General features: G+C 32.4%; 13 protein-coding genes. 2 read left to right on the top strand and 11 right to left on the bottom strand.

The features are described from left to right. Nucleotides 1-3 precede the first annotated feature (3 nt). From G4D54_08760 to G4D54_08720, 9 genes are all read right to left on the bottom strand, one after another. Entirely contained in the window at nt 4-1419 is a 1416-nt protein-coding gene (locus G4D54_08760) for a hypothetical protein (GenBank protein ID QJA02507.1), read from the bottom strand. Between the two features lie 14 nt (nt 1420-1433). Beyond that, a complete protein-coding gene (mcrC, locus tag G4D54_08755) occupies nt 1434-2456 on the bottom strand; it encodes a 5-methylcytosine-specific restriction endonuclease system specificity protein McrC (GenBank protein QJA02506.1) in 1023 nt (340 codons plus the stop codon). Continuing rightward, a complete protein-coding gene (locus G4D54_08750; GenBank protein QJA02505.1) occupies nt 2453-4615 on the bottom strand; it encodes an AAA domain-containing protein in 2163 nt (720 codons plus the stop codon). Before G4D54_08750 ends, mcrC begins: the two co-directional genes overlap by 4 nt. 51 nt (nt 4616-4666) lie before the next feature. Next, complete coding sequence (locus G4D54_08745) at nt 4667-5671, bottom strand: hypothetical protein (protein QJA02504.1); 1005 nt, start codon at nt 5669-5671, stop codon at nt 4667-4669. A 473-nt stretch (nt 5672-6144) separates the two neighbouring features. After that, nucleotides 6145-6309: a hypothetical protein gene (locus G4D54_08740; protein ID QJA02503.1), complete on the bottom strand. Its 165-nt coding sequence runs from the start codon at nt 6307-6309 to the stop codon at nt 6145-6147. Between the two features lie 194 nt (nt 6310-6503). Beyond that, complete coding sequence (locus tag G4D54_08735; protein QJA02502.1) at nt 6504-6974, bottom strand: hypothetical protein; 471 nt, start codon at nt 6972-6974, stop codon at nt 6504-6506. Between the two features lie 40 nt (nt 6975-7014). After that, complete coding sequence (locus G4D54_08730) at nt 7015-7272, bottom strand: hypothetical protein (GenBank protein ID QJA02501.1); 258 nt, start codon at nt 7270-7272, stop codon at nt 7015-7017. Nucleotides 7273-7494: 222 nt separating this feature from the next. After that, the gene (locus G4D54_08725; protein ID QJA02500.1) at nt 7495-8895 is read right to left on the bottom strand and encodes a hypothetical protein; all 1401 of its coding nucleotides are present in this window, start codon (nt 8893-8895) and stop codon (nt 7495-7497) included. Next, nucleotides 8879-9079, bottom strand: a complete 201-nt coding sequence (locus G4D54_08720) for an ICEBs1 excisionase (GenBank protein QJA02499.1) — start codon at nt 9077-9079, stop codon at nt 8879-8881. Before G4D54_08720 ends, G4D54_08725 begins: the two co-directional genes overlap by 17 nt. 142 nt (nt 9080-9221) lie before the next feature. On the opposite strand from G4D54_08720, the gene G4D54_08715 reads away from it, so the two are divergent. Together G4D54_08715 and G4D54_08710 are read left to right on the top strand one after the other, a co-directional pair. After that, a complete protein-coding gene (locus tag G4D54_08715) occupies nt 9222-9686 on the top strand; it encodes a helix-turn-helix transcriptional regulator (protein ID QJA02498.1) in 465 nt (154 codons plus the stop codon). Between the two features lie 49 nt (nt 9687-9735). Further along, nucleotides 9736-10812, top strand: a complete 1077-nt coding sequence (locus G4D54_08710; GenBank protein ID QJA02497.1) for a site-specific integrase — start codon at nt 9736-9738, stop codon at nt 10810-10812. Nucleotides 10813-10917: 105 nt separating this feature from the next. On the opposite strand, the gene guaA is transcribed toward G4D54_08710, so the two are convergent. Beyond that, entirely contained in the window at nt 10918-12210 is a 1293-nt protein-coding gene (gene guaA / locus G4D54_08705; protein ID QJA02496.1) for a glutamine-hydrolyzing GMP synthase, read from the bottom strand. A gap of 151 nt (nt 12211-12361) precedes the next feature. Continuing rightward, nucleotides 12362-13759: an MATE family efflux transporter gene (locus tag G4D54_08700; GenBank protein QJA02495.1), complete on the bottom strand. Its 1398-nt coding sequence runs from the start codon at nt 13757-13759 to the stop codon at nt 12362-12364. Nucleotides 13760-13893 lie beyond the last annotated feature (134 nt).

Raw genomic sequence — 13893 nt, 5'->3', positions numbered from 1 at the left:
ACATTAGCACTTATCTCTTTTGCTCGCCGACAACTGTTCTTGAGAATCTATCACATATAAATAAGGTTTAAATGATGAATGATTTTTTGCATCATTAGCAATTTTCATTATTTTTTCATCTCTTTGTGGGTGATTCTCAGTTTTTATATATAAGTAAATACAATTATTCGTATTTTCAGATAAAGCATATTTTTTTAATTGTTCTTCATATCCATGTATGTAATCCTTATTTGAATTTAATTTCACCTCAATTAATGTTTTATCTATTGCTCCTCTACTAATTTTGACATCTACAGGGCCAGGCCCTTCATTAGCTTCAAATGAGAAATCGAAATTGTTATCCTCACAAATTTTCTTTCCAGATAAATGAAGCAATTTTTGTACAGTTTTTTCTCGTTTTGAACTAGGTGCATTTAAAATTAATTCCCACCCCTTATTATTTTCTATCCAATCTTTAAATACATTAAGTATAATCATTGCTACATCCATACTTTTTATTCCATCATTATTTACATGGCATAAAAAATTAAACATCTGACTTTCTTTCATGGATTTAAATATTTTCAGCGAGTAATAATCGACATTTGAACTATATGAAAATTCACCAATTTCTTCTTCTTTATAATTACTAATTAATCGTGAACATAGATCTAAATCTTTAAAAAAATGTTCTTTTAAATAGTATTTTTTCTCACCTGAAGACATTTTTTTCCAATTTTCACTAATAGTATCATTAACTTCTTCACGAATTACATTATTTTCAAAAATCACTCTATCAATATCATCCCAATCTCTTGCAATTGGTAATTCATGCAATATCTCTTCTGGAACATACAATAAGTCACAATTCTTATAAGGGTTCACAACAATACCATCATTAAACTCTAAATCAGGATAGTTTTCTGCCGTTATTTCTAATTGCATATTTATTCTTCTTGTGTAATTCTTAATATCACATAGTATAAGAGTTGCTATCATATCGCTCAAACGATCACCCGCAATATTTTCTTCGAATAATCCTATTAGCTGAAAAATCTCAGGTTCTTTAACTCCAGCTTTGACAATATCAAACGCATCACTTATTACTTGAGCAGAAAGTGTCTTTCCAAATCCAGCTCCTTTATCTGATTTTGAAAATCCAAAGTTAATTCCATTCACTTCAGGAAAATCAAATTTCTTTAATGCTTTTCTATAAAAAATATCATTTTTATTTTTAGAATTCTGTAGCAATAACATTATATTCGAAAAATAATTATTTATATTATCATACGAATTAACAAATTCTTCAGTTTTTGCGTTTCTTAATCTTAAAATATTAATATAAAACGGACTATCTCTGTTCATTAGAGCATCAAATACACCATTATCACTTAACAAATTACCTAAATTTAAGAAATCTGAAATTAATATATCATCCATTGTTACCATTCCTTTCATTTCATCATATTCTTCACAAATTCATTTAATTGTTTTTTTATTTGAGTAAAATCACAATTCAAATCCAAATTTTTTACTGATATTTGATTCCCGCTCATTTTATAATCTTTATTTGGTTGAATATCTTCATCGGTTTTCGCATACAACAACATTCCAGATATATTACCTGTATTATTTTTATCTTTGTTTTTCACATACGTAAATATTTGATATAAATTATGAGAATGTATTGTGTGAACATCAAATTGAGATTGTGTACTATGTGAATAATATTTTGCATCTATAATTAAAGTTTTTTCATTATTTGAAATCATTATATCACTTTGCATTACTGGCAGCATCAAATCAAATCCATCATCTAAATTCCATTGTATCTGTGATGATGATACATCTAATTCTGAAAATTCTTTTCTATAATACTCTAAAATGAACTTCTCATATAGTTTTGACATTCTTTGTTCATCAATAAAATCCATCAGTTTAAATGATCCACTTGATTTTGTCTGCAATAAACCATGAATGACTAAATAACAAACAGAAATTAATAATCTATAATTTTGATTATTTTTATTATATTGAATTTTCCAGTTAATATCATGAATATTCAATATATCAACATCTTGAAAGTAAAAATATATTTTTCGAAGTTCTTTTTTTCTTTCATTAGATAAATCCGATTTTAATAAAGTATTCATTGTTGTTTTAATAATACGGTTTGGATATGAATTAACAGAAAAATTATCATAGGTACATATTAATCGATTTCTTATTAATGTGCTTTTCTTCGTTGATTCAGAAACTTCAATTTTTCCTTTAACCGAACCTATTTCTTCACTTTGTGAAATATACTCTTTAAGTAATCCTCGTTTAATCAAAATTGATAATCCTCTTGAAAGAATTGAAGCACATAATTCTAAGATATTATCGAATTCCTCTGTAGAAATTTGCTTATATCCATCTTCATTTAAGATTCTAAAAGCATAAGATAGCATATAATAAACATTTTTAACCGGAATCACTTAATTGCACCTCTTAATTTACTCGTCCAAGTATTTACTTTAGATTTTTCATCAAACCAATATTCTTTTAACAATGGGATCAACTCATATTCAACAATATTCTCTAATTCAAATTCAGTTACTTTGTCTAAATTGCAGAAATAACTATGACCTATACAAAAACCTTCTCCTAATGAATCATCATTTTTAATCGCTTGATTTAATTCCTTTACAGTATCTATTAAGTTATTAAATTTATTATCATTTAGCTTATCCTTATATTCAATGAATTTTGTAGAATCAAATCCTGCAACCATTTCATAAAATGCAAAACGTCTTCTTAAAGCATAGTCTAATAGTGCAAGCCCTCTATCAGCAGTATTCATCATCCCTATAATATAAACATTAGAAGGAACATTAAACTTTTCATCTGAATATAATAAACTTAAGGAATTACCCCTTTTATCATTTTCAATTAACATAAAAAGTTCCCCAAATATCTTACTAAGATTTCCTCTATTAATTTCATCTATAATAAAGAAGTATTCATTCTCTTTATCAGTTTCAGCAATTTTACAGAAATTATAAAAAGCTCCTTTCTTTATTTCAAAACCATTTCCGTTAGTTGTTGGTCTAAATCCTTCTATAAAGTCCTCATATGAATAGCTTTGATGAAACTGTATAACCATAACTCTAGATTGATCTTTTACTCCCATAAGTGAATAAGCAAGTCTTTTAGCCGTAAATGTTTTCCCTACACCAGGTGCACCTTGAAGAATTATATTTTTCTTTTTATAAAGTAATCCCTTAATGGTTTTATATTGTTGTTCATCCATAAATACTTCATTTAAAAAATCTATTTCACTATATTTAGGATAAATAATTTCTTTCTCATCTTCAATAACATCCTCATCTTCAAACATTGCATTTAGCTGTTTTACATAGTCAGTATATGGAGTAATATCAGTCAATACCTTTACAACTTGTTGTCCTTCAGTTTCCCATTCTCCAATGTCAGTCCAATTAACCAAGCGTGTATTCTTATAATCATCTTCAATAGATTCATCAAACATATAATCTGAAGTGACAATTCCCCTACCCACAATTTTATGAAAACCTTTTTTTACAATAACAATATCTCCTATTTTCATTTCGTGGGCAAATTGCCAAACTGCGTGTGCTGCATTTCTATATGATAATTCTGGATTGTAAGTTTTTTTCATCATTTGTTTAATTTCATTTTTTGACAAGTTGGTGCAATCACCAATTCCTCCCCATCCAATAGCCATAATTCCTGCTTCGTAATATTCAGACCAAAAGTTCGAATTTGGTCCAGCAGAATATATCCAATATCTATTCGTATCTACATCCTCATCTGCTAAACCGTCACCTTTGTCAGTAGTTTTATATACTGCTTGTTCTTCTCTTATTAATTTATTTACTTCATCTGAATATTGCCATGCTTCGAAAGATAATTGATTAAAATTTTTCAACTTACTTCTACCACTTTTAAGATAAGATTGTAGTTTGTCTAAAATCTCAAAATAAACATTTGCTAACATTTTTGATTCAACTTCTGGTAAATTTTCAACTACATCACTTGGAATTTTTCCTGATTCATATATATACCATCTATTTCTGCTATCTAAATTTATATAAGATTCCGGAGCAATCCAATAAAGTGCCATTGTAATTTTACTATTACCATTGTATTTAATATTTACAACTTTATCAAAATAGAATTCTAACTCATCTCTATCTTCTCTTTTCAGATTTTTAGCATATTTAATAGCATATTCAAAAAACTTCCACAAATCACTAATATCATCTTCTCCACGTTCCTCAATAAATGGGTAAAAGGTTGAATTTAATGGATTAAGCACAGGAAGACTATCAAAGTTGCTTGGAACAGATGCAGATATATCTAATCTCCTTGCATATGCAGAACACAATGCAATGCGGTTAGAATCTTTCATTTTTTTATTAAATGTTCCCATTACTGTTAAAGGGTCAATATCAACTAAGTTATTATTACGATCTAACTTTGGCATAGAAATCCCTGTATCATTATATACAGACTTAACAATTTCTATTAGTTCTTTAGGTCTATACCTATATTCTAAAAGTTTTTCAACAAACTCTTTATAAAAATCTATCCAATCATATTTTTTGTTATTCATGCTAATCACATAATCCTTTCTATTAATAATTGTAAATACACTAAAATAATTTTAATGAGCATCATTTTGCATATTTAATATATCACCTAAACACATATAAGTTTGAAGAATGCACCTTTCTGCATGCTCTCTTGTTATATTTGAATGAACGCCTTTGCATTGTAAATCAATTAAGTTACTAATCCAATCAAGAAGATATACTATATCACTTCCAATTAATGTCTTCGTAGACGATTTATCCTCTAATATTTCTATTACTGCTGAAAGTTTATTTTTGTAATGATCTCCACTTACATCAATTTCTTTTCCTGATTTTGTTACATATATTTTTTCCTTATAATCAGGAAAATACTTATTAAATAATTCTACTGCTATGCTTTCAAATAATCTTCGACAAGTAGTTAAAGCCTGCGAATATAATTCCGGATTTTCTGTATTTAATTTTCCTTCAATTGCTTGTAATTTCAATAATGTTTCTTTTGATAAATTTGAAAATGCATTATCTACTTTTTCCCTATATTTAGAAAATATATCAGTTGCAATATTCCCAAAAGTTAATTCAATTTGTTTTTTAAGAGCATACTCATAATACTGTGCTTTCAATGAAGCTAGTCGCTTTTGAGCTAATGTAATACTATTAACTATTTTGTTAGTTGAATTGTGAACTTGTTCTGTTAATCGATTCATTGCAGACAAAGCATATTGACCATCTACCGATGCACCATTAGTTGTAAAATTACCAACCGCTTTTTGGAGCACTAAAATTTTTTCCTCTAACTCTGAAGCCAACTCTATAAAAATACATTGTTTTCCGTCCTGTATAAATCCTCTTCCTTTATTATATGCTAAATTCCAAGCATTTGATAAAACATAACCCTCTTCATTTCTAGGGTACCCTCCATATTCATATTGCAGCCATATTATCGATTCCTCATCATTTAGCAATCTTGCAATCTTCAAACATTGAAGTAAAGCAGATTCAGTTGTAATCGTTTCGTCTTCAATACCATCTATTACTTTTTCACATGATAATAAAACTCTATCTATCTTACTCATATTGTTCTAACAACCTCCAAGTTAATTTATTATTAATATAATTATCTCATGTTTCTTTATTGTCTACAATACATATTCCAAAAGTAGAATAAATTTCTACTATTCTCGTAGGTCTTAGGACTGTGTCCTAACAAGCGACTTTTGGTTTGCCGGCAAAAGTCAGTGCTTGCTACACTACGAGACATAGTATTTTTTTGCATTTTCACTAGGTGGATTGAAGTAACCATTGATACCTTTATTCCTTTTTCTTTCTCTAATTTTTGTATTTCTTTTAAAACTTTTCGTATGCTCTTCAATAAAAAAACCTTTCTTTTTTACCAACCAAATAAAAAAGAAAAACAAATTGTTATCATCTTTCCTAATAATTTAATAATAATTAACGCTCAAATGAATCTCTTTTTGTAGTTTTACCACTTCTTTTGTATGATCATCAACAGTATTTTCTATTAAAGGGATATAACTGAGATCATTTTTTAATCATTCTCAATACAAAGTATCAAGAGGGGAATCCATTTTAAGTAGTGTGTATTTATATCCGTTCTTGATAAATTTTCATTTTTAACAGTTGTCATAAATTCTTCTTTAAACACCTTTTCGTAAGAACTATCAATAATTTTTTCCGGTGGTAATGCCTTCAATCTTTCAATAAAATCATCATATTTCTTTTGTAGTTTTTCATTTAATTATTGTTTTAGTTGTTATGTATTCATAGTATTTATTCCTTCCGACATAAAAAAAGAGCCAACTTTGTTAGTTATTGACTCTATCAATAATTTATATTTAGCGACAAAATGAGATTTGTGGCTTCAACTAATTTTAATTTATATAATGATTAACTTTCAAATAAATTAAATTCTCGTTGTAAAAAACATTCTATAAATAATGCCATTTCATCATCACTTTCTTTATCATGTGTAGGAATGTGTTCAATAATAATAACGGTTTTGTCCCAATCTAAGTTATTATTACTTAAATACTTCCTTGCAAAAGATGTCGAAGAATTTTCATAATTCTTGCTGAAATCTAAATCTGGGGAGGTATAATTTGTTTTTCCTCCAACAAGCCCATATTTATCACCATTAACATTACAAAATTTAATATAAGCAAAAAAACGAGCATTTTCTTGATAAGTATGTTTCCGAATTTTTGATCTTGTTGCTTCATCTAATTGATAAAAATTACTGATAGGATTATTATCTGCTCCTTTTAACTTTTCCAATCTGCTCACTATTATGTCAATACTAAAAAGTTCAAAAGGGAGTTTCAATTTATCATTAATGCCACTTATTGTATAATTACTCATTTAATCAACCTCACAAAATCATAATTTATTTCAATGTATGTTATTTATTATTCAAATACTTAATAATCTCATTAATAAGATCAGGATGCCATGCATCAGAATTAAATACTCCTTTATGCCACATTGAAAATTTAGCTCCTTTATCAGTAGTAGCCCAACCATTACCATAATGAATTAGCAATCCCATTTTTTCCATAATCTTATTTAGTGCATTTACGTTTTTTACATCACACCCCTTGTCTTGTAATTTCTTAACTATTTCTCTTTTATATAAATCTCCCTTAGAATTATATGGCATACTTTTCTCCTCCATTATTTAATAAATATATCTATAACTGATAATAAACATACAAATTCATGTTTGTTGAGTATATTATCTCATCTTTTCACCTATGCAACAATACATATAAAACATTTCCAAAAAAATAATAAAAGTGATAGAAGTGCTACAAGTGTTAATCATTTTGTAGTAATCTCTCTATCACTTATCTTTATATACTTATTTAAATTACAGTTCACTTCATTCACTACTATCACTTTCCGTAAGTTCTATTACTGTTTTACCAACAAGTTCTAAACCTCTTTTCCCATTTCGTTTCACTATATAATCCTTTTCAACAATACCTTTAAAATCTTTTCTTTCAACATAAGAATATCCGTTGTTCAAACACCATGTTACATAAATTGAATATAATTCATTCAAAGGAATCCTATTTTTAATACTAGTCACTAAACATTCATCTGCAAATAACTCAAATACATTTGTTTTTCTCGCATAAGACTTAACCAGTTTTTCCATTCTGTCGGTTGGTTTCATTTTATTTAATACTACCTGCCGATAACCCTCAATCATCCAATTCAAGATACCACTTTTATTGCTTTCTTCTTGAAAATAAAACTTTAACGTATTATCACGTTCTTCTTCTTTGAAATGACGATCAAATGGTATGATGTGAATACGATTGCTCGCAAATATTGTTTCATCTTCTACTCTAGGTAAGTGATTCGTATTCATTAAAATTTTAAACTCCGGTTTGAATTCAATAAAATCCTCATGCAAATGTCTACCTGTTACTGTATCGCCTCCTGTGAGCTGTTTAATCAACGATTCATTCAGTTTTAAGTCTTTCTCTGGTTCTGGAACATTAACCAATCTAGCACCCTTTAAACGAGCCAAATCAGGTGTTGGTGATGAACCATTCCGTTTATACTTGCTTAATGTTTCAGGTTGTACATTTTTAAAATAATCTCCCAATAAATTCCCAACCGTTTCTATTGTGGTGCTCTTTCCATTTCGTGATAATTTACCATATAAGATAAATAAACATTCCATAATTGTACTTCCTGTTAAACAATATCCAAACATTTGTTGTATATATAATCCTAGTTCTTTATCATTTAAAGTAACTTCTTCGATAAAACTTAACCATCTATCACAAATAACTGACTCGTCATAAACTACATTAGCCAACTGTGTAATGTAGTCTTTTTCATTATGTGGTTGTAGTTCAAATGTTTTCAAATTATATGTTCCATTCTTACAGTTAAATAAAAATGGATTTCTATCAAACTCTTGAAATGACTTAGGACTAATTGATCTAGCATCTTTAATCAAAAAAACTCTTCTTTTTCTTTCTGCTAAGCGTTTTACAACATTAATGAATTCTCTATGATCTTTATCCATTGCATAACTAATCAATTCATTCGCAAAATCTTTACAATATTCCATGACTTGTAGTGCATTAGAATCACTACACCACCTTCTTCCATCATATACAAACCATTGGTTTCTTTCTTTTACAAAACATATTTTATCTTGATATAAATCATAAAATAACTGAGCCAAACCAATCTCATTTTTTTGATATTTCTCATTATGTTCAACTTGTAATGCTTCTAACTGATTACGAATTGATTTCATGGTCTATCCCTTTATATCCATAATACTTCTGTTCAAAGAATGCTCTGCTACATTTTCCCGCAACTGTGATATATCCATTCTTCTTTAATTCTTCATTTAAAGTACGAATAACTTGATATGCCTTTCCAACACTTACTCCTAATGCTTGTGATACTTCTTGTGCATCTACATATAATTTTTTCATTCAACCAACTCCTAACTAGTACAATTTGTGATAGTTTGACTCTATTTGTATTATATTACTACATTTTGTACTAGTCAATACATTTTTTCTATTGTTTTATATCACTATATGTGATAGTATTTTATTAGGAGGTTAATCAAACATGTATGAAATGAACGATGAAGAAAGAAAATCACTAGGAAATAAGATTAAACAACTTCGTAAACAAAAAGGATTATCTCAGCAACAATTAGCTGATATGATTGGTTACAAAGTTGGAACAATTTCCAAATATGAACAAGGTTATCGAACACCACCTTTTTCTATCTTCTTTCAATTAGCAAAAGCATTAGATTGCCAAGTTTCAGAATTTACTGATCTTTCAATATCAGAAATAAATGAAAAAAGTATTCAAGAAGATGCACTTGACTACTTTGCTAAATGGTTGATGTATAGTCATCTTGGTGGAAATGAAATCACTTATTTAGATGGCAATGAAGAAAAAAATGGTCTCCTTGTTAATGTAGATGGTAGAACATACGATATTTATGAACAAAACGAAGAAATACAGAGCATTTTATTAGAGAATTTTAAAACTCTTGTGAAAACAATCGGAACAAAACTTTAATGATTCCAATCATATCAGCCTTTACATAGCAGTAAAGGAGAATGATAAAATGTCTGCAAACAAAGATCTAAAAACAAAGAAATGGACTTGCCAATTCTACTATACCGATTATGATGGCAAGCGTAAGAAAAAATTTAAGAGAGGATTTGCAACCAAGAAAGAAGCACTTGCTTGGAAAAGTGAATTCCTTCTCAGTAAACAGGCTGATATGACAATGAAGTTTGGTACTTTCATCGAATTGTATTTAGAAGATATGCGTCATCGCTTAAGAGAAAGCACACTAAAAAACAAACGCTATATGATCAATGACAAATTATTGCCTTATTTCGAAAACAAATCCATGTGTGATATTAAACCAACTGATATACGAAATTGGCAAAATAAAATGATGTCTTCTACCAACAAAAAAGGTGAACCTTATTCTCAAACATATTTAAAAACACTTAACAACCAAATATGTTCTATTTTCAATTATGCAGTTCGCTTTTATGAGTTGAAAGAAAATCCATGTCACAAAGCAGGATCAATGGGAAAGAAACACGCTGAAGAAATGTTATTTTGGACAACCGATGAATTTAAACAATTTATTGAAGTATGTGAGGATAACATTGTAAACAAAACAATTTTCACTACCCTGTATTTTACAGGTATGCGAATTGGTGAAGCATTAGCACTCACAAAAGAAGTTGTTGACTTTAAAACAAAAACAATTCGTATCAATAAGTCGTTACAAAGATTAAACAAAGAAGATATTATTACCGATCCTAAAACACCGAAAAGCAATCGTGTTGTTACAATCCCTGATTTTGTATGTAAATGTCTTAGTGACTATTTCACTCATTTATATGAATTAGATGATAAAACACGTATCTTTCAAATTTCTAAATCTACTGTAAATCGTAGATTAAAAGTAAATGCACAAAAAGCTGGAGTGAAATCAATACGAGTTCATGACTTGCGTCATAGCCACGCTAGTCTACTAATTGAAATGGGATTTGGACCTTTGCTTATCGCTGAACGATTAGGTCATGAGAAAGTACAAACAACATTAGATACCTATGGTCATCTATACCCTAATAAACAAATAGAAGTATCAAGACAGTTAGATGAACTGTTTCAAAGATAATTCAAAAACAAGTGGGAGTAAAACGATTAGAAGCATTTTAGAAGCACTAGCCTTCCAAATATGCAAAAAGTGCCGTTAAATAGGCACTTTCTAACATCTATCGTTTTATTCCCACTCAATCGTTCCGCACGGTTTCGGTGTCAAATCATAGCACACACGATTCACATTCGCAACTTCCTTCAAAATACGATCCGTAATCCTATGCAGCACCGGCCAGTCAATATCCTCAATCGACGCCGTCATTGCATCAATCGTATTCACCGCACGCAGAATCACAGGATACTCAAAGCTTCTCGCATTATTCTTCACACCGACAGACTTGAAATCCGGAACGATGGTGAAATACTGCCAAACCTTCTGATCCAGACCCGCCGTCGCAAACTCTTCGCGTAAAATCGCATCCGACTCACGCACCGCCTCCAGACGATCCTTTGTAATTGCTCCAAGACAGCGCACACCCAGACCAGGTCCCGGGAACGGCTGACGGAATACCATATCATGAGGCAATCCCAGCTCCAGTCCACACGCACGCACCTCATCCTTAAACAACTGACGCAATGGCTCTACCAGCTCAAACGCCAAATCATCCGGCAATCCACCGACATTGTGATGAGACTTAACAACCTTTGCCGTTTTTGTACCGCTCTCCACGATATCCGGATAAATGGTTCCCTGTGCCAGAAAATCAATGCCCTCCAGCTTGCGAGCCTCTTCCTCAAACACACGGATAAACTCCGCACCGATAATTTTCCGCTTCTGTTCCGGCTCTGCCACATCCTTCAGCTTTCCAAGAAACCGTTCGCTTGCATCCACATAAATCAGATTCGCATCCATTTGATTCTTAAACACTTCAATTACACTTTCCGACTCCCCTTTGCGCATCAGCCCATGATTGACATGCACACAATACAGCTGCTTGCCGATTGCCTTTAACAGCAATGCTGCCACTACAGAGCTGTCCACACCGCCGGACAATGCCAGCAGCACCTTGCGATCCTTCACCTGTCCGCGAATCAGTTCCACCTGATCCGCCACAAAATTCTTCATATTCCAGTTTGCCTCTGCCTTGCAGACAGTGAAAACAAACGTTTTTAACACTTCCTCTGACGGCCATTCCTCCAGCTTCTGTTCACATAATGCCGGTGCATGGTCAATCGCAATCACCGGATATCCCGCTTCGTAAATTTCCGGCAAGACATCGATATCCTTACCGTCGACATTGCGGTGTTCCCCACCGTTTAAGATGACACCCTTTACATTCGGCAGCTTCTGCAGCTCCGCTTTTGTGATATCATGCGGATAAATCTCGCTGTATACACCCAATGCACGAATTTCTCTGGCAAGTGTTGTATTCTCACTGCTGCCAAGATCCAGAATAACAATCATATCTTGTTTCATACGCTAATCTCCTCTACTCTTTTTATCCAAATCAAGTGTAACATATTTCATTGTTCAGTAACATAAAAAAATGGAAAATATTAACCAAAAAACGCACAAAATTACACGCGGAAAGAAAACACCGCAATTTTTACAAACCACGGTGTCTGTTTCAGCACACTGCTTCCTGCGAAGCGGATGGCTGCTGTACAAAGGTACTGGATAGTACCTTATCCTTCTTGCGAATGCGTATAAACAGCAGAACCGCCACACCGGCAGCGATGCTTTCTGCGATCAGGAAGGAATACCATATACCATCCAGACCGAACCAGGCCGCGAACAGCCAGGATAACGGCAGAGTGATACAAAGCTGACGAAGCAGGAAAACAATCAGGGACTGCAAGCCAAGCCCCATTGCCTGAAATAATGTCGGCAGAATAAACCCAAGGGCTGCCGGAAGGAAGCTGATACTGATGATACGCAGGGCAGGAACACCGATACGCAGCATATCCTCACTGGCATGAAACAGCATCAGCAGCTGTGTTGGAAACAGCAGGAAAATCGCACAGCCGCAAACCATGATGGCAAGCGTCACCATGATGGCATACTTCAATGTCTGCAAAAGACGTTCATGGCTGCCTGCTCCGTAATTGTAGCCCATGATCGGCATCGCTCCCTGCGTCAGACCGCTCGCCGGCATAAATACAAAGGTCTGCAGCTTATAATAAATCCCATATACGGAAACAGCCGTATTGGAAAACTGAATCAGAATGGAATTTAAACCAATCACAAGAACACTGCCCAGTGCATTCATGCAGGCATTGGGAATTCCCACAGAAAGAATGCGGCGAATGGTATCCCAGGAGAAATGAAACTGCTTCAAATCCAGCTTCACATCGAATTTTCTTGTCAGGAATATAAACAGTGATAGCGACATAGCGAAAATCTGTCCGATAACCGTTGCGATTGCCGCTCCCTTTACCCCCATTGCAGGAAAGCCCAGCAGACCGAAAATCATGATGGGGTCCAGGATGATGTTTGTGATTGCTCCTGCCGCCTGTATCGCCATGGGGAAGATCATTTTTCCCATTGACTGAAATACCTTTTCAATCAAAATATGAAAGAAACAGCCAAAGCACAGAAATACACAGACATACGTATACATACAGGCGTCATCCAGTATTGCCGCAGAATCTGTAAACATTTCAAAAAACGGACGAATCGTAAAGCTGCCGATTGCGACAAACAGCAGATATCCGATCAGCGACAGCAGCAGACCATGGGCCACAGCGCTGTTTGCTTCCTTCTGATTTTGCTCTCCAAGCTTTCTTGCTATATAGGAATTCACCCCTACACCGATTCCCACGGAACAGGCTACTATCAGCGTCTGTATCGGAAAAGCCAGGGAAACAGCCGTAAGTGCATCTTCTCCAATCTGTGCCACAAACATACTGTCTACAATGTTGTACAGCGACTGTATCAGCATGGACAGCATCGGAGGAAAAGCCATTGACATCAGCAATGGTAAAACAGGCTTATAACCCATTTTGTTTTGTTCAATTGTTTGCATGACAAACCTCCTCTTCTCACAAAAAACCTCCATTCATCTATTTTGGAAACATGAAAATAGAAAAAATGGAGGTTATTCAAACCTATTTGGTTGTTGACATCATTCTAATATAAAAATCAGGATTTGGCAATACC

The organism is [Clostridium] innocuum (genome assembly GCA_012317185.1).
Classification (GTDB): Bacteria; Bacillota_I; Bacilli_A; order Erysipelotrichales; family Erysipelotrichaceae; genus Clostridium_AQ; species Clostridium_AQ innocuum.
Note: the sequence above shows the minus strand (reverse complement) of the source record. Positions and strands in the feature narration are given on the sequence as shown.

Coding starts and splice junctions, on each gene's coding strand:
- G4D54_08760 (QJA02507.1), bottom strand. CDS start 1,419: ATGGATGATATATTAATTTCAGATTTCTTAAATTTAGGTAATTTGTTA.
- G4D54_08750 (QJA02505.1), bottom strand. CDS start 4,615: ATGAATAACAAAAAATATGATTGGATAGATTTTTATAAAGAGTTTGTT.
- G4D54_08745 (QJA02504.1), bottom strand. CDS start 5,671: ATGAGTAAGATAGATAGAGTTTTATTATCATGTGAAAAAGTAATAGAT.
- G4D54_08735 (QJA02502.1), bottom strand. CDS start 6,974: ATGAGTAATTATACAATAAGTGGCATTAATGATAAATTGAAACTCCCT.
- G4D54_08730 (QJA02501.1), bottom strand. CDS start 7,272: ATGCCATATAATTCTAAGGGAGATTTATATAAAAGAGAAATAGTTAAG.
- G4D54_08725 (QJA02500.1), bottom strand. CDS start 8,895: ATGAAATCAATTCGTAATCAGTTAGAAGCATTACAAGTTGAACATAAT.
- G4D54_08720 (QJA02499.1), bottom strand. CDS start 9,079: ATGAAAAAATTATATGTAGATGCACAAGAAGTATCACAAGCATTAGGA.
- G4D54_08715 (QJA02498.1), top strand. CDS start 9,222: ATGTATGAAATGAACGATGAAGAAAGAAAATCACTAGGAAATAAGATT.
- G4D54_08710 (QJA02497.1), top strand. CDS start 9,736: ATGTCTGCAAACAAAGATCTAAAAACAAAGAAATGGACTTGCCAATTC.
- guaA (QJA02496.1), bottom strand. CDS start 12,210: ATGAAACAAGATATGATTGTTATTCTGGATCTTGGCAGCAGTGAGAAT.
- G4D54_08700 (QJA02495.1), bottom strand. CDS start 13,759: ATGCAAACAATTGAACAAAACAAAATGGGTTATAAGCCTGTTTTACCA.